Origin of the sequence: Streptomyces sp. A1277, assembly GCF_004795015.1 — a bacterium.
Classification (GTDB): Bacteria; Actinomycetota; Actinomycetes; order Streptomycetales; family Streptomycetaceae; genus Streptomyces.
Genome location: NZ_SSBI01000014.1, coordinates 124690 through 142035, shown reverse-complemented (window position 1 = coordinate 142035; position 17346 = coordinate 124690). Strand labels below are relative to the sequence as shown.

The window sequence follows — 17346 nt, the reverse complement described above, 5'->3', positions numbered from 1 at the left end:
CCTTGGGCGCGGCCGGCGCGGCCGGCGCCCAAGGCTCCGGCTCCCGCCGCACCCGCCCCGGCGAAGGCCGCACCGGCTCCGGCCGCGAAGGCCCCCGCCGCCAAGGCCCCCGCCGCGAAGGCGAAGGCCGACGCGGACACGGAGGCTCCGGCCGGTCCGGAGTACGTGACGCTGCGCGGCCCGTCCGCCGCGGTCGCGAAGAACATGAACGCCTCGCTGGAGCTGCCGACGGCCACGTCCGTGCGCGCCGTCCCGGTGAAGCTGCTCTTCGACAACCGCATCGTCATCAACAACCACCTCAAGCGCGCCCGGGGCGGGAAGATCTCCTTCACGCACCTCATCGGGTACGCGATGGTGCAGGCCCTCAAGGCCATGCCGGCGATGAACTACTCCTTCGCCGAGAAGGACGGCAAGCCGACCCTGGTCAAGCCGGAGCACGTCAACCTCGGCCTGGCCATCGACCTGGTCAAGCCGAACGGCGACCGCCAGCTGGTCGTCGCGGCCATCAAGAAGGCCGAGACGCTCAACTTCTTCGAGTTCTGGCAGGCGTACGAGGACATCGTCCGCCGCGCCCGCAACGGCAAGCTCGGCATGGACGACTTCACCGGCGTCACCGCCTCGCTGACCAACCCCGGCGGCATCGGCACCGTCCACTCGGTGCCCCGCCTGATGCCCGGACAGGGCCTCATCATGGGCGTCGGCGCGATGGACTACCCCGCGGAGTTCCAGGGCACCTCGCAGGACACCCTGAACAAGCTGGGCATCTCCAAGGTCATGACCCTGACCTCGACGTACGACCACCGGGTCATCCAGGGCGCCGCCTCCGGCGAGTTCCTGCGCATCCTGGCCCAGCTGCTGCTCGGCGAGAACGAGTTCTACGACGAGATCTTCAAGGCGCTGCGCATCCCCTACGAGCCGGTCCGCTGGCTCAAGGACATCGACGCCTCGCACGACGACGACGTCACCAAGGCCGCGCGGGTATTCGAGCTCATCCACTCCTACCGGGTCCGCGGCCACGTCATGGCCGACACCGACCCGCTGGAGTACCACCAGCGCAAGCACCCCGACCTGGACATCACCGAGCACGGCCTCACCCTGTGGGACCTGGAGCGGGACTTCGCGGTCGGCGGCTTCGCCGGCAAGTCGATGATGAAGCTCCGCGACATCCTGGGCGTGCTGCGCGAGTCGTACTGCCGCACCACCGGCATCGAGTTCATGCACATCCAGGACCCGAAGCAGCGCAAGTGGCTCCAGGACCGGGTGGAGCGCCCGCGCCCCAAGCCCGAGCGCGAGGAGCAGCTGCGCATCCTGCGCCGGCTCAACGCCGCCGAGGCGTTCGAGACGTTCCTGCAGACCAAGTACGTCGGCCAGAAGCGGTTCTCGCTGGAGGGCGGCGAGTCCGTCATCCCGCTGCTCGACGCGGTCATCGACTCCGCCGCCGAGGCCCGCCTCGACGAGGTCGTCATCGGCATGGCCCACCGCGGCCGGCTCAACGTGCTCGCCAACATCGTGGGCAAGTCGTACGCCCAGATCTTCCGCGAGTTCGAGGGCAACCTCGACCCGCGCTCGATGCACGGCTCCGGCGACGTCAAGTACCACCTGGGCGCCGAGGGCACCTTCACCGGTCTGGACGGCGAGCAGATCAAGGTCTCGCTGGCCGCCAACCCCTCGCACCTGGAGGCGGTCGACCCGGTCCTGGAGGGCATCGCCCGCGCCAAGCAGGACATCATCAACAAGGGCGGCACGGACTTCACCGTCCTGCCCGTCGCACTCCACGGCGACGCGGCCTTCGCGGGCCAGGGCGTCGTCGCCGAGACGCTCAACATGTCGCAGCTGCGCGGCTACCGCACCGGCGGCACCGTGCACGTGGTGATCAACAACCAGGTCGGCTTCACCGCCGCCCCGGAGTCCTCGCGCTCCTCGATGTACGCCACCGACGTGGCGCGCATGATCGAGGCGCCGATCATCCACGTCAACGGCGACGACCCGGAGGCCGTGGTCCGCGTCGCGCGGCTCGCCTTCGAGTTCCGGCAGGCGTTCAACAAGGACGTCGTGATCGACCTCATCTGCTACCGCCGCCGCGGTCACAACGAGGGCGACAACCCGGAGTTCACCAACCCGCAGATGTACACCCTGATCGACAAGAAGCGCTCGGTGCGCAAGCTCTACACCGAGTCCCTCATCGGTCGCGGCGACATCACCCTGGAAGAGGCCGAGCAGGCGCTCCAGGACTTCCAGGGCCAGCTGGAGAAGGTCTTCGCCGAGGTCCGCGAGGCCACCTCGCAGCCGGCGCAGCCGCACGTCTCCGACCCGCAGGCCGAGTTCCCGGTCGCCGTGAACACCGCGGTCTCCGCCGAGGTCGTCAAGCGGATCGCCGAGTCCCAGGTCAACATCCCCGAGTCGATCACCGTGCACCCGCGTCTGCTCCCGCAGATGCAGCGCCGCGCCGCCTCGGTGGAGAACGGCACGATCGACTGGGGCATGGGCGAGACCCTGGCCATCGGTTCGCTGCTGATGGAGGGCACCCCGGTCCGGCTCGCCGGCCAGGACAGCCGCCGCGGCACGTTCGGCCAGCGCCACGCCGTCCTCGTCGACCAGGTGACCGGCGAGGACTACACCCCGCTGCTCTACCTCACCGACGAACAGGCCCGTTACAACGTCTACGACTCGCTCCTCAGCGAGTACGCGGCGATGGGCTTCGAGTACGGCTACTCGCTGGCCCGCCCGGAGTCGCTGGTCATCTGGGAGGCCCAGTTCGGTGACTTCGTCAACGGCGCGCAGACCGTCGTGGACGAGTTCATCTCCTCGGCCGAGCAGAAGTGGGGCCAGACCTCCGGCGTCACGCTGCTCCTGCCGCACGGCTACGAGGGCCAGGGCCCGGACCACTCGTCCGCCCGCCCCGAGCGCTTCCTCCAGATGTGCGCGCAGGACAACATGACGGTCGCGATGCCGACCCTGCCGTCGAACTACTTCCACCTCCTGCGGTGGCAGGTGCACAACCCGCACCACAAGCCGCTGATCGTCTTCACCCCGAAGTCGATGCTCCGCCTCAAGGCGGCCGCGTCGAAGGTGGAGGAGTTCACCAACGGCGGCTTCCGCCCGGTGATCGGCGACGACTCGGTCGACCCGAGCGCGGTCCGCAAGGTCGTCTTCTGCGCCGGCAAGGTCTACTACGACCTGGAGGCCGAGCGCCAGAAGCGCGGCGTCACGGACACCGCGATCATCCGCCTGGAGCGCCTGTACCCGCTGCCGGGTGCCGAGATCCAGGCCGAGATCGCCAAGTACCCGAACGCCGAGAAGTACCTGTGGGCCCAGGAGGAGCCGGCCAACCAGGGCGCCTGGCCGTTCATCGCCCTGAACCTGATCGACCACCTGGACCTGGCCGTCGGCGCCGATGTCCCGCACGGCGAGCGCCTGCGGCGCATCTCCCGCCCGCGCGGCTCGTCCCCGGCGGTCGGCTCGGCCAAGCGCCACCAGGCGGAGCAGACCCAGCTGGTCGAGGAGGTCTTCGACGCCTGACCGGCACAGCACGACCAGGGGCCCGTCCCGCGAGTGGATCGCGGGGCGGGCCCCTCGGTGTGTGAAAGCCGCGTCGGCTCAGGCGACCAGCGGCTCGAAGTCCCAGTACGGGCGGGTGCGGGAGCGGGCCGAGACCGTGTGGGTGTGCTGGGCGCCGAGGGTCGTCGCCAGGTCCTCCAGGGCCTCGTTCTCGATCTTCTCGGCCTTCTGCCGTTCGCGGATACCACGCAGGTCGGCGGCGTGGGCGATGCGGGCGGACAGTGTCAGCGGGTGCGTGCGACCGAGGACCTCGACGGCGCGGGTGATGACGGAGTCCGTCAGCGCGGCCGCGCCCTCTGGGTCGCCCACGAGGTTGCGCAGCGCCGAGGCGTTGATGGCGCAGCCCAGCGTCCACGGGTGGTTCTCGCCGACGGCCCCGGTCATGGTGGCGAGCGCTTCCTCCAGCAGCACGTGGGCGTGCTCCCGCTCCCCCACGTTGCGCAGGATGAGGGCGTGGTTGGACCGGGTACCCGCCGCGTACGGGTGCTCCTCGCCGAGCATGACCGCGTAGCCGCTGACCACCTTCTCGCTTATGGCCCTGGCCTGGTCGATGTTGCCGTGCTCACGGGCGAAGCAGCTCTGGCCGGCCGCGAACATCATGGTCAGCGGGTCGCTGTCGCCCATGACGCGTTCGCACCGCTCCAGGACACGGCTGAACAGGGCGCTCGCCCTGGTCCGCTCGCCGTTGCGGTAGTGGCACAGCGCGAGGTTGTGCTCGGCGCGCAGGGACTGCGGGTTGTCCGCTCCCAGGACGCGTCGGTGCACCTGGACGCTCTGGTTCTGGAGGGACAACGCCTCGTTGTAGCGGCCCAGCAGGCGCAGGTCGATGGCGTAGGCGATCTCGGAGTACAGGGTCCAGGGGTGCCGTTGCCGCAGGAGCTGACGGCGGGCGTCCAGCGTGCGCCGGTTGAGCTCCAGGGACTCCTGGTACCGGCCCAGCAGCCGCAAGGTGACGGCCAGGTTGCTCTGTGCGTTGAGCGTCCGCGAGTCCTGGTCGCCCAGCAGTCCCTGGTACGCGGTGAGGACCCGGCCGCAGACCTCCAGTGCCTCGTCGTACTGGCCGAGGCCCCGCAGGTCGGCGGCCAGGCCGGAGGCGGCACGCAGATGCTCCAGGTCATCGGGGCCGCGCTCGGCACGCAGGCGCTCCACCACCGCGCGTTCGATGGCCTCGGTGCCGGCGTAGTCGCCGACGGCCCTGAGCAGGTTGGCGTAGTGGTAGCTGACGTCCCAGATCCTGGGGTGGTCCTCGCCGAACAGCTCCCGCCAGGCGGCCATGGCGCGTTCGCCCAGCTTGATGCCGGCCCGGTACTCCCCCGACAGGTACATGTAGCGCAGGCAGTTGAGCACCAGCGTCTGCACCGCCGGGTCGGTGCTCTTCAGTACGTCGGCCCACTTGAGGTGCGGAGTGATCTCGGCGTACGCGGGCCACAGGCGGGTGTCGGTGGGGCGGCCGGGGTCCGCCGCCGCGAGGGCGCGCCGGACGACGTCGATGAACTCCTGCCGGTTCTCCTCCGTCATGTCGTGTCCGACGATCTGGTGGACCATCCGGTGCATGTAGACGGATTCCCCGGAGGACGCCGTGTCGACGCCCGTTTCATGGGATTCCAGCCGGACCACGGAGTACTGACGGAGCTGGTTGATCGCCTTGTTCCACAGCAGGGGGTCGCTCATCAGCCCGGACACCTGTTCCGGCAGGTCCCCGGGCGGCATGTCCTTCAGGAGCCTCACGGGGATGGAGCCGGGTGCGAAGAAGCTGCACAGGCGCAGCAGGTCGACGGACTCGGGGACGGTGTCCCTGAGCTTGTTCAGCAGTATCGACCAGGCGGTCTGGAAGGCGAGGGGGAAGTCGGCGGACACCTTGACGACGTCCTGGTCGATCCCGCCGTCGAGGAGCCCGATGTACTCCTCCACCGACAGGTCCGAGTCGTTGAGCCAGCCGGCGGTCTGGTCGAGGAGCAGCGGCAGGTCTTCGAGGGCCTCGGCGAGCTGGTCGGCCTCGGCCGGGGTCAGGCGCGGGGCCCGGCGGCGGATGAAGGCGACGGACTCTTCGCGCCGGTAGACGGGGACCTCGACGAGGTTGCTGTTGTGCTCGCTCCACTCCGGATTGCGGGAGGTGATCAGGACGTGCCCCGGTCCGGTGGGCACCAGGTCCCAGATCTGGTCGGGTTCGTCGGCGCCGTCCAGGATCAGCAGCCAGTGGGCGTGCGGGTCGCCCCGGCGCAGCGAGTCGCGTACGGCACGCAGCCGCTCGCCGTACTCGGCACCGGTGGACAGGCCGAGTTCAGGCGCGAGTTCGGCGAGCTTCTGCCGGTAGAGCGCGCGCCGGTCGGCGGGCACCCACCAGACCACGTCGTACTCGGAGCCGAAGCGGTAGGCGTACTCCGCGGCCAGCTGCGTCTTGCCGACGCCGGACATGCCGTGCAGGGTCACGACCCCCGCACCCGGTCCGGACTCCTGGAGTGCCCGGTAGGCGTCGGTGAGCAGCTGCTCACGGCCGGTGAACCGGATGTTGCGGCGCGGCACTCCGCCCCAGACCTGCGGGGTGTCGGACGGGAACCGCGGGCCCGGTGAGGTGCCGGCGTCGGGCAGCGGGTCGGTGGGCAGTCCCAGCCGGGCGAGGAGCCGGCGCTCCGCCTCCTCGGCGCCGACGTTGATGAGGTCGGCCGCACCGAAGGCGGACGTGGCTCCGGGGAGCGCGGAGGTGGTGACGCACACGGCGGCGAACCGGTCGGGGTCCGGGGCTACTTCGGAGCGCAGCGCCCGGTTCCACTCCTCGTGGCTGCGGGGGCCGAGCTGGAAGTACCAGTCACTGAGGATCACCAGGACCCGTCCGCGTGCGAGCGTCAGGTCGCGCAGCGCTTCCTCCAGCAGGACCGAGACGGGCGGGTCCCAGCGCTGCTGGACGACCGTCACACCACGCCGCTCCAGACGGTCCGCGATCCACGCCGCCCAGGCGCGATTGAAACCGGCGAAACTGATCGTGACGGTGTTCGCCCCGGTTACTCCAACTGGCCTACGCGTTCCGGGCATTCAACCGTCTCCCTGCCTCGATACGAGCCTTGTCAACATACACCGGAGCCACCGCCGCTCCAGCGGGAATCACGGGCTTCTCACGGCCTTCGCGAGCCGTTCCTCTGCTGCCATATCACCTTGGCGGTGCTCACGTACGCCTGCGCGCGCGCGAGATGCCCCGGGGGAGGCGGATTATCGTCCAGACGGTGGTAGACCGAGATCATCTCGTTGACCACCGTCCGGCCTTCGGGGGTGAGCGCCGCCGAACCGGCCAGCACGGGCAGTACGGCCCCGACCTGTTCCCGGCAGCGGGCGTGCTCGGCCCATGCCAGGTCCTGGTGGGTGACCCGGCGTGCCTGGAGGGCGAACCGCTGCCAGTAGTCGGCGAGGGCGAGGTGCGAATAGGCGCCCTGGAGGAGCCCGTCGAAGGGCCGGGGGTCGGGGCGCCAGGGGGCGAAGTAGCGCTCGGCCGGGTCCTCCCGGTGGAGTGGCACCAGGGCGGTGAGCGCGGCCAGTTTGGTGTGCTGGAGTTCGTGGACGAGCGTCGAGGCGAAGTAGGCCGCGGTGGCGGGCTTGCTGCTGAGGACGGCTCCGAACGCCTCGCGCCTGGTTCCGCTGCAGTGCGCCCCGCCCCCTCCGGTGGGCCCGGAGCCGGCCGGACGGCCGAGTGGGACCACGCAGCGCAGCAGCACGGCCGCTTCGGTGAGGCGGTGGTCGCCGCCGTCCCGGAGCAGGGGCTCGACCCCGGACCAGGAAGCGGCCCACTCCTTGCGCTCGTGGTCACCGACGCGCGCGGCCCCGCCCAGCCCGTATCGCGGGAGCCCACCGCCGTCGATGCCGTACGGGTCGGCGTCGTCGAGGGGCACGGGGCCGCCGCCCGGCGATACCGCGCGGAGCATGAGCACCGGGAGCCAGCGCGGGTCGGCCGAGCTCAGCGTCCGGTCCGGCTGGCACCTGACCGTGAACTCGGGCCCGGCCGGCGGGCGCAGCGTCAACTCGTCGCCGCGGTGGGAGAGTCCGACGGGGCCGGCGTCGGCCCGGACGGCGCCCAGCGTGGGGAGGCAGGCCAGCCCTCCGCGGGGGGCGAGCCGGCTCTCGAACGCCACCCCCGCCCGGATCGCCGCCGCGGCCGCCAGCGCCGTCAGGTGGGCCAGGTCGGCGCGGAGGTCCGGGCCGGCGGCGGCCCGGGCGGTGAGGCCGCCCAGCAGGCGCCGCGCCCAGGGACCGGCCAGGGGGTGAAACAGGACGGTGCGCACCGCGGCCCGGTCCGCGCGTTCAGCGGCTTCGAGGAGGGCCCAGTCCTCGCGCAGCCGGTCCAGCAGCGCGGGCGGGCACACCGTCGCGGGCGCGGCCGACGCCGCGTCGAGCAGGGCCCGCAGGAGGACGAGGCGGCGGGTGTCCTGGTCGCGGACGAGCAGGCCGAGGGACGCGGTGTCGCCCTTGGTGCGGCCGAGTTCGCGCAGGACGTGGTCGGGGACGGCGGTGCTCATGGGGGGTCTCCAGCGGTTGCGTCGGCGAGCCGGGCCGCGACGTGGCGGACCAGCCGTTCGAGGTCGGCGCAGTAGACGGAGGGGTTGCCGAAGCCGTTGTCTGCGCGGTAGCGGTGTGCGTAGTGGCCGCCACCGCACACGGTCAGCAGCGGGCAGGCGCGGCAGGCGGGGGCGAGCGCGCCGGCCCCCGCCTGGCGGGCGGCGACGCCGGGGTGGCGCAGCGCTTCGTCGAAGGTGTGGCGGAAGACGTCGAGCCCGGTGGTGGCCGCGCCGTCGTACGCGGACTTGAGGGAGTCGACCTGCTCGATGGAGCCGTCCGTCTCGACCACGACCGCGTTGAGCGGGTCGAGTCCGAGGGACTCGGTGGCGGCGGGCAGCCCGAGGAGCAGGGCGACGCACTCCTCGAACAGCCGGATGCGGGTCTCCCGCCGGGGGGCCAGCCACCAGCGGTCGAAGACGGTGCACAGCCAGTCGCCGTACGGGGTGGCGCGGCCCGATCCTGGGCCCGTGGCGGTGTCCGTCAGGTCGGGCAGTCCGGGCGGCGGGCTGGACCAGTTGCCGTGCGGCAGCAGGAGGTCCAGGGCCGGGGGGCGCAGGGCGAGCAGGGACTCGTACATCTCCAGGGGGTCGGTGCGCGGGTCGACGACGGTGAGGATGCCGGCGTACGCGTCGGGGTGGTGGTCGGCCAGGAGCCGGGCGCCGCGTGAGGCGGCGGGCCAGGAGGGGCGGCCCGCGTGGTCGGTGCGCAGGGTGTTGTGGGCGGCGAGGCCGCCGTCGAGGCTGATGCCGACGCCGATGCCGTGCCGGGCGAGGGTGGCGATCCCGGCGTCGGTGAGCAGGGTGGCGTTGGTCTGCACGGTGGTGTGGACGGCGCATCCCGCCGGCACCCGCTCGCGCACCCCGTCGGCGAGGGCCGCCAAGCGGCCGGGGCCGGCGAGCAGGGGTTCGCCGCCGTGCAGGACGAGGGCGACGCGGCGGAGCCCGTGGGCGGCCGCGTGTTCGGCGATGCGGCCGGCGGTGCGGTCCAGGACGGCGGGCGACGCCGCGGCGGGTCGGCCGCGCCAGGTCCGGTCGGGGCCCTCGTACAGGTAGCAGTAGCGGCAGGCGAGGTTGCAGCGGCCGTGCACCTTCACGATGAACTGGCCGAAGGGGACCGGCGGTATCCGGGCCGGGCCGGCGGGGCGGGGCGCGCGGGCATCGCGTCGCGGCGCCCGCTCGGCGGGCCGCTCCTCCCAAGGCGTCGTCCGTCCAGCCAATCGAGCACCCCCGTGCTGTACGCCGGCCGGGATGGCCCCGCTGCCTGCCCGGGGTGAGTGTCCCCGGCGTACGGCGGGGCAGGCCCGTCCCGGGCCATGATGTCCTGATCGGACGCACCCCCGGCCGAAACCGTGCGGTTTCTCGGCCGGGGGTGCGCTGCCGCCGGACCGTCCCGTACTGCCTGGTGAAGGTGTCGGCGGACCTGCCCCGGTTCAGAAGGCGTTGGTGAACCCCCAGAGCATCTCCTTCGGCTGCTCCGCCCGCCCCCGCAGATCCGCCACCACCTCGGTCAGCACCGGGTGGTCCATCGTCCGCAGGGTCGCCAGGTCCAGGCCCAGCAGGTCCGGCAGTTCACCCGTGCCGGCCGCGCCCGTCCCGTCGTTCCGTGTCGACTCGCTCATCACGCCTCCCCGTACCGCAGCACCGGGCCGGCCGGTGACCCGCTCGCCGTTGAGCGCGTCCCGCCGGTCCCGCATCCCTGACCTGCCCTGTTCCCGGACGTACGCGCCGGGGCGCGGGCCCGCTCGCCGTCGAGCGTGCCGCTCTCACCGCTCCAGCTCCGCCAGCCGCCCGGCGGTGGACTCACCCGCCGCGCCGCCGCCGTCCGGCAGTTTGCGCCACTCCTGCCGGGCCGCCCGGTACGCGTCCCGCGCGGCCCGGGGGCGGCCCGCTCTCTCGTACGTCATACCCCGCCAGTGGTTGGCTGTAGCCGCCAACTCCGCTGCTTCCTGGAGATGTTGTGGACTTTCCAGCTCCGTTTGCGCCTCGGCGGCGGACTCGGCGGCCGAGCGGAACGCCTCCGCGGCCTCGTCGCGCCGGGCCGGCCTGCCGAGGACCCCGGCGGCCTGGAGCTGGGCCCGGCCCAGCTCCAGCCAGCAGTGCGCGGCGGTGAGCGGGTCCGTCGCCTCCTCGGCCGCGAGCTTGAAGAGGTACTCCGCCTCGCGCAGGTCGACCCGGTCCTCGGTGGCGCGGTGCCGCAGCATCAGGGCGCGGCCGAGCATCAGCAGGCGTTCGGACTGGTGCGCTCCCCCGGCCGGCATCTCGGACCGGCAGTCGCGCAGCACCCGTACCGCCGCCCCGATGTGCTCTCGGCCGTCCGGGAGTTCGGCGCGGCGCAGCAGGATGGCGCCCCATTCGGCGAGGAGGTCGGTGTAGGCGCGGGAGTCGCGGGGAATGCCGCGCGCCGCGCGGGCGAACCACTCGGTGGCGGTGACGAGTTCGGCGGGGTCGCCGGTGTGCTCGTAGCGGGCGACCCGGACCCGGCCCGCCCTGGTCTGGAGCTGGGCGCGCTGGCGCTGGTCGCGTACGGTCTCCAGCGATTGGGCGACGAGGGTGGCCGCCTCCTCCGGTTCGGCGCCCGAGGCGAGCAGCGCGTCGACGAGGTCGAGGACGATGCGGATCTCGGTACCCATGGTCTGCCGGCCGCCCTGCGCGAAGGCGGTGCGCAGGGAGCGGGCCGACTGGCGGGCGTACTCCCGGGACTGCTCCTCGTCCTGGGTGGCGCGGGCCAGTTTCAGGAGGGTCCGGCCGTGCTGGAGCGGCAGGACGGCCGGGCGGTTCTCCTGGTCGGGCCAGGCGTCGGCGAATGCCTCCAGCATCCCGCAGGCACTCTGGAGCAGGGCGCTGTCGCCGTCGAGCCGCCACTGCGCCTCCAGGGCCCGCACCCGTTCCAGGGTGAGCCGCAGCGCCTCGCCGGGCTCCAGGCCGGGGCTCGCGCAGGCCGCGGTGTACTCGCGGTCGGCGCGCCGCAGCAGCTCCAGGGCGCCGCGCCGGTCGCCGCGCCTGCGCCGGTCGTCGGCCGCCGCGTGCAGCACCTTGGCCAGCACGGCCCTCTCCCGTACGGCACCGGGGCGGGCGGCGGCCCGTTCGGCGGCGCGTTCGGCCTCTTCGAGCAGGTCGGCGCCGCCCTGCACCTCCCACAGCCGCAGCACGCACCGGGCGTACTCCGACCAGAGTTCGGGGTCGGCGGCCGGGGCCGGGCTGTTCTCGGCGGCGCCTCTGAGCAGCTGTACGGCGTCGATCAGGCGCTGCACCATCTTGTCGGCCTCGAAGTGCCGCACGAGTTCACGCGCGCGCCGCACCGCGAGGCCGCCGGCGGGAGCGGTGGAGTTGCCCGGGGTCTTGGGCTCCCGGGTCACGAATCTGGGGGGTACGGGCATGAATCGCTCCAGTACGCGGGCTGCGACCTCGGCAAAGGCGTGGGGGACGCGCGGACCGCCGCGCCTCTCGTTCCCCCCGTTCCCCTCGTTCTCTTCGCTCTCCTCACTCTCGTCCGCTTCTTCCCCGTCCGTGTCCGCGTCCCCGTCGCGGGGCTGCGCGCCCTCGGCCGGGAGCGGCCGGCCGGCGTCCGGTCCGGTGCCGTCCCCGGCGTCGCGCGCCGTGCCGTCGCCGAGCTGGGCGTAGGCCAGGGCCGGGAAGTTGGGCCCGCCCTTGCCGAACCGCTGCTCTATGTATTGCGAACAGTGCTTGAGTACGAGTAGAGCCTCGTCACGGCCGAGCGGCCCGAGCAGCGCCTCCTGCACGTCGGGTTCGAACGCGTACCACTGTCCGCGTCCGGTTCCGCCGTCGACCCGCTTGAGGAGGCCGCTCAGCAGCACTTCGGCCAGTTCGGCGGGGCCCGAGTGGGGCAGCATCGTGCGCTGCACCAGCTGCATGACCGGTAGGTAGAGGGGGGCCGCCGCGAGGTAGACGGCGAGCTGGCCGGCGACCGGGGAGGCCGTCGAGCGGAACCGGCTGACCAGCTGGAGCGAGGACAGGGTGTCGCCCCGGCGGCGGGTGGAGGCCGCGGGCTGGTCGGCCCTGACCCAGCCGACCGCACCGGGGACGGACGCGGCGCCGGTGCCGGAGAGCAGCCTCGCCCAGGCCGCGAGCGCGTCCGGGGCCGGGGGCAGGACCGGCACGGCCAGCGCCCCGGGGTGGGTGGCGGGGCCCGTTCCGGCGTCGCCGGTGACCTTCAGCAGGGTCGCGCCTGCGGGGCCCTCGCCCCTGGTCAGCGAGCCGAAGGTGACGGGCAGCCGCGTCCGGTTCCACATGCGCTGCGGCAGCGGCTGCAGCACGGCTACGGGGGCCAGGCGGGCGAGCTGGTGCAGCAGCCGGTGGGCGTGTCCGCTGCGCCAGAGCGGTCCGGCGCAGTCGCTGACCACGACCGTGACCCGGCGCCCGGTGGGATCGCTGAGCCGGTCCGCCGAGTGCAGCGGGGCCGCGGCGGGGTCGGGGCTGCGGCTGACGGTGCAGCGGCCGTCCGGGCCCTGGTGCAGGTAGCGCACCTGTACGTCCCTGAAGGCGCCCAACTGCGCGAAGATCTGCTGGAGTTCGCCGAACAGCCGGTCCCAGACCAGCATCGACGAGGAGGCGTCCATCACGCACTGAACGATGGCGTCGCCCCGCCGGACGCCCCGGAACACCGGCATGATCACGCCGCCCGCGCGGGCACTGCGTTCCGCGGTCGCGGTCTCGTCCAGGACGCGGCGCTGCGGGGCGGAGACCGGGTGGTAGCGCTGCAACGGGCGCAGCGCGCGGGAGAGTTCGAGGGGAGCGGGCAGGACGGGGGCGGCCGGTACGCCGAGGGGGAGCACGGTGGCGCGGGTGTCCGCGCCGGGGCGCGCGCCGCCGGTCCGGAGCGCGGCCCGGTCCTCCGCGTCCTCGTCGTCGCCGGTCAGGGCGCGGCCGGGGACGGGGTGCAGGGAGATCCGCTCGCCGTCGCCCGGTTCCCTCTCGTCGCCCCGGCGGTCGTCCCGGGCCGCTTCCGGAGTGCGTACGTCCCGTGCGGTGAGCGTGCCGACGCGGCCCTGGGCGGCGGCCTCGCCGGAGGACCGGGTGCCCGAGAGCAGCGCGGGGGCCGCGCCGTCGGCGGCGTCGGGCGCGCCGGGGCCGCGGGTCCACTGGGCCAGCCAGAGCGCGTCGCACAGCTGCCCGACGTCGGGTTCCAGCCCGGCCGCGCGCAGCCGGGCGACGAGCTCGGGCAGCAACCCGTCCTCGTACGGCTCCGAGGCACCGGCCGCCCCGGACACCTCAGGCACACCAGGCACACCAGGCACCTCGACCGCCTCAGCCGCCTCGACCGCCTCGGCCACCTCAGCCGCCTCGATCGCCTCGGCCACCTCAGCCGCCTCACCAGCCCCATCCGCCCCATCCGCCCCGCGCATCAGCGCCTCACCTCGGCCGGTCGAGTCGCTGGATGAGCAGGTCGGCCAGCCGGTCGCGGCCGGCCGGTGACGCGGCGTGCGTGAGGTATATCGCGTTCAGCAGCTGGTCGGTGGCGAGGAGTTCGGTGCGGGAGCGCTCCAGGAAGTGGGCGATGAGGTCGTCGCTGGAGCGGGCCGCCTCCTCGCCCAGGTGGGCCTTGACGAAGGAGGCCAGCCGCTTGTGGTCGGGGCGGCCCAGCTCCAGGTGGATGCAGCGGCGCATCAGCGGAGCCGGGAAGTCGCGTTCCCCGTTGCTCGTGAGCACGACGAAGGGGAAGGCCCGGCACTGCACCCGGCCGCCCTTGATCCGCACCTTGTTGCCGTCGTGGTCGAGCACGTCCGCCTCGCCGTCGGGCAGCCGGTCGGCGATCCGCTCCAGCTCGGGGATGGCGAACTCGCCCTCCTCCAACACGTTCAGCAGGTCGTTCGGCAGGTCGATGTCGCTCTTGTCCAGCTCGTCGATGAGCAGCACGCGCGGCCGGTCCGAGGGGAGCAGAGCGGTCCCCAGCGGCCCGAGCCGGATGTAACTGCCCACGCTCTGCGCCGCGTCGGCCCCGGCCGCGCCGCCCGCCGCCGCGTGCGAGGCGATCTGGACGTCCTGGAGCCGGGCGATGGCGTCGTAGTGGTAGAGGCCGTCGAGGAGGGTGGTGCGGCTGACGACGGGCCAGCGCAGCACCTTGCCGAGCTCCAGCTCCCGCGCCACGGAGTGGGCCAGCGTGCTCTTGCCGGCGCCCGGGTCCCCCGTGACCAGCAGCGGGCGCCGCAGGTACAGCGCCGCGTTGATCATCTCCAGTTCCTCGGCGCCGGGCCGGTGCTCCTCGGCGACGCGTCCGGGGATGCCGAGCCGGCGGTCGGCCGACTCGCCGCCGTCCGCCCCGCCGTCCGCCCGGCCGCCGGTGAAGTCACGCCAGGGCGGCGGGGGCGGCAGCTGTGCCACTTCGTCGTGCGGTTCGCCGATGCCTCGGTAGATGAGCCACTCGCTGGGTTCACTCATAGCGTGTTCCTCATTGTCACTCGTCCGCCACCGGCGGCCGCCGTCGAACGTGCCTTACCGTAGCGATCCGACCCAACTCCCGTAAGAGGAAGGCAAGTTCGCCTGCTCGGGTGATGCGGTACGCGGTGGCTCAAGGCGCCTCCAGGAAGTCGGAGCCCGGCAGCGGACGGTGCGGATCGTCGTAGTAGAGGGCGGCGCCGGCGGACCAGTACGTCTCCGTGCGCCCCGCGCTCACCCCTCGTCTCAGTTCATGGATCTTCCACGGCAGCCGGTCATGGGTACGGGTGTCCGACACGGCCTCGGCCACGCGCCGGTGGAACTCCCGGCAGACCGTGTCGCCCTCCGTGGTGCGCCGCTGCAACAGGGCGACGCCGAAACCGCTGTCGAGCAGCCGCACCACTCCGGCCGTGACGTCGGAGTCCGGCCGGCTTCCGTAGCGGCACAGGACGGGCACGGTCTCGTGGACCAGGGTGCGCAGCCGCGCCGACTCCGGTACTCGTACCCTCAATTCGTCCTCGCAGTCGACCACTTCGGCCCGCATCGGGGCCGCGAGGCCGGCGTCCCAGCGGGCCGGTCGCTCCTCGGCGGGGCTCTGGTACGGGCTGCGCAGCACCACCGGGCGTACGGCTCCGAGGCGCTGCCCGGACGGGTGCAGCACCCAGTCGTCCACCGGCAGGCCGAAGAGCGCGGGCGCCACGACGACCTGGAGCATGGCCGGGCTGCCCGGTTCGTCGCACCGGCGGAACGCCTCGGTCAGCGCGGCGGCCAGCCGGTCGGGCACGGTCCCGAGCGGGGCGCCGCGGCTGTCCTCGTCCACGGGCTCCGCCTCCGAGGCCCGGCGGTCCACGGCGACCCGCCAGTCGTACTGGTCGCGGGACCAGCCCTGGAGGTCCACGTACAGCACGACGCAGTCGCGTTCGCCGTACAGGACGGGTTCGCCCGCCGGGGCGCGGGCGGCACTCTGGCGGTTCTGCTCCAGGCGCAGCCGGATCTCGGCCCACTCCACGTCGAGCTGCCGGCGCAGGTCCCTGGGCAGTTCGACGTCGGCGATCCGCTTCACCCAGCCCCACAGCGCCTTGGCGTTGCGCACGGAGAGCTGTCCGCAGGGGCGGTCGGCCGCGAGGACGCCCATGCAGAAGCGCACGATCAGTTCGAACCGGGCCTCGCGGTCGCGGGCGCGGGCGTCGTACAGCGCGCCGAGTCCGTCGCGCCAGCCGCGCGGGGCCGGGCGGTGGTCGCGGGAGTGCACCTCGGGCAGGCGGTCGAGCAGCATCAGCAGGGCGCGGGTGCTGGCCGGCGGCGGCAGTTCGGCGAGCCGGCCCAGCAGGTCCACGCGGAGCTTGGGTCCGAGGATGCCGCCGGGTGGGGCGGGCAGTTCGCTCTGGGCGTCGGTCCAGGTCCGCTCGGCCCCGGCCGAGCTGGTGTGCCGGTCGGCGTGGTAGCGGTCGTGGGCGTGGAAGACGGCCTGGTATATGTCGTCGGTCTCGGTCTCCACGGGGGCGGCCGGCACCTCCAGGGTGCGAAGCCGCTCGATGCCGACGGCGGTGCCGCCCTGGTGGCCGTCGAGCCGTGACTTGATCACGCCGACCACCTCGCCCCGCACGAGGTCCACCAGCGGGCCGCCGGACATGCCGAGCTCCACCCAGTCCCCGTCGAGCCGGACGACCTGCTCGGCGTCACCGGAGCCTCCGTAGGAGCCCTTCACCACGCAGACGCCGCTGCGGTTCTGCAGTCCGCCGCCCTGTCCGGGCGCCCAGCCCACGCAGCGCACCTCGCGGCTGCGGAGCATCGCCTCGGACCGCTCGGTGACGTAGACGCAGGTGTGTTCGACGGGCCGCTGGAGCTGGATGAGCGCGAGGTCGGGGGCCGGCCAGCCGCCCGCCCCGGGCGGCCGGGCGCCGGGCATCGCGGCGACGACCTTGCCCGGGACCTCGGTGAGCTCCGCGCTGTAGCGGTCCTCCTTGAACCACACGCTCACCCTGCCCCCCTCCCCCCGCATCGCCACGTGCGCGCACGTGAGGACCCAGCTGGGGGCGACGAAGAAGCCGCTGCCCAGGAAGTCCCCTCCCGGCCCGTCCTGGGCATACCCGGACGGCGGGCGATGGATGCGTACGGTGGCGTCCTGCACGAGGCCCATGAGGGCGGCCTGAGCGGGTCCCAGCACGCCCTCTGCGCCCCCCTGGTCATCGGAGGTCATGCCCCGCCGCCGTAGGCGTCGTCCGCACCTCCGGGGTGTGCCGGTGCGCCGGGGGATGCCCCGGCGGGCGGGAAGCCGGGGTGTGCGCCCGCGTGCGGCGACGCGGGAGGCGGTGGTGCGGGGGGCACGAACGGAACCGGCGGCGCGGGGGCCGGGCCCCCGGGCGGCGCGGACGTCTGCGCGGGCACCGGGGTGGGCGGTGGCGGGTCGACCGGGGGCCCGCCGCCGTTCCAGGTGAGCGTGACCGTGATCGCGGCCTTGGCCTCGCCGTCCGCGAGCAGCCCGACGATCTTGCCGGACTTGGCGGTGAGCTCGATGCCGAACTCGACGCTCACCTCGTCCGGCCGCACCGCGCGCAGCGGCACGGCGAGCGAGCGCGCCACACCCGTCACCACCGAGTGCAGGCTCTCGACCCGCGCCTGCACCTGGTCCGCGATGTCCCCGAACCCGGTGTCCGTGTAGGTCGGACCGCCGCCGGGAGCCGGACCGGCCAGCTCCTCGGCCCCGGAGATCCTGGCCCACACCGGTGTGCCGTCCGGCAGCTCAATGCGCGTAATACGGGACCCACTGTCACCCATGACACCCCCCGTTCGCCAACTACCCGCAGATTAACGGCCGTAGTCGGCCGATGCGGGGTACATCGACGAGGACGCG

Annotated in this window: 9 protein-coding genes; 1 reads left to right on the top strand and 8 read right to left on the bottom strand. The window is 73.3% G+C overall.

Features of this window, described 5'->3' with window-relative positions; translation table 11 throughout:
- A partial coding sequence (locus E6R18_RS12410; protein ID WP_136316938.1) for a multifunctional oxoglutarate decarboxylase/oxoglutarate dehydrogenase thiamine pyrophosphate-binding subunit/dihydrolipoyllysine-residue succinyltransferase subunit occupies nucleotides 1-3519 on the top strand: 3519 nt, incomplete at its 5' end.
- 78 nt (nucleotides 3520-3597) lie between these two features.
- Here the strand turns inward: E6R18_RS12410 and fxsT are convergent.
- The 8 genes from fxsT to E6R18_RS12370 form a co-directional block, all read right to left on the bottom strand.
- Nucleotides 3598-6588, bottom strand: a complete 2991-nt coding sequence (gene fxsT / locus E6R18_RS12405) for an FxSxx-COOH system tetratricopeptide repeat protein (RefSeq protein ID WP_136316937.1) — start codon at nucleotides 6586-6588, stop codon at nucleotides 3598-3600.
- Between the two features lie 80 nt (nucleotides 6589-6668).
- Nucleotides 6669-8060, bottom strand: coding sequence for an HEXXH motif-containing putative peptide modification protein (locus E6R18_RS12400; protein WP_136316936.1), 1392 nt, complete (start codon nucleotides 8058-8060; stop codon nucleotides 6669-6671).
- Nucleotides 8057-9223 carry an FxsB family cyclophane-forming radical SAM/SPASM peptide maturase gene (locus E6R18_RS12395; protein ID WP_136316950.1) on the bottom strand — a complete coding sequence of 389 codons (1167 nt, stop codon included), beginning with the start codon at nucleotides 9221-9223 and terminating at the stop codon, nucleotides 8057-8059. The genes E6R18_RS12400 and E6R18_RS12395 overlap by 4 nt, the downstream gene beginning before the upstream one ends.
- Before the next feature lie 306 nt (nucleotides 9224-9529).
- The gene (fxsA, locus tag E6R18_RS12390) at nucleotides 9530-9718 is read right to left on the bottom strand and encodes an FxSxx-COOH cyclophane-containing RiPP peptide (RefSeq protein ID WP_168712330.1); all 189 of its coding nucleotides are present in this window, start codon (nucleotides 9716-9718) and stop codon (nucleotides 9530-9532) included.
- A 144-nt stretch (nucleotides 9719-9862) separates the two neighbouring features.
- A complete protein-coding gene (locus E6R18_RS12385) occupies nucleotides 9863-13327 on the bottom strand; it encodes an SAV_2336 N-terminal domain-related protein (protein ID WP_168712331.1) in 3465 nt (1154 codons plus the stop codon).
- A 142-nt stretch (nucleotides 13328-13469) separates the two neighbouring features.
- Nucleotides 13470-14495 carry a MoxR family ATPase gene (locus tag E6R18_RS12380; RefSeq protein ID WP_136316934.1) on the bottom strand — a complete coding sequence of 342 codons (1026 nt, stop codon included), beginning with the start codon at nucleotides 14493-14495 and terminating at the stop codon, nucleotides 13470-13472.
- Nucleotides 14496-14625: 130 nt separating this feature from the next.
- Complete coding sequence (locus E6R18_RS12375) at nucleotides 14626-16692, bottom strand: trypsin-like peptidase domain-containing protein (RefSeq protein ID WP_136316933.1); 2067 nt, start codon at nucleotides 16690-16692, stop codon at nucleotides 14626-14628.
- Nucleotides 16689-17270: a CU044_2847 family protein gene (locus E6R18_RS12370; protein ID WP_136316932.1), complete on the bottom strand. Its 582-nt coding sequence runs from the start codon at nucleotides 17268-17270 to the stop codon at nucleotides 16689-16691. The genes E6R18_RS12375 and E6R18_RS12370 overlap by 4 nt, the downstream gene beginning before the upstream one ends.
- Nucleotides 17271-17346: the final 76 nt, after the last annotated feature.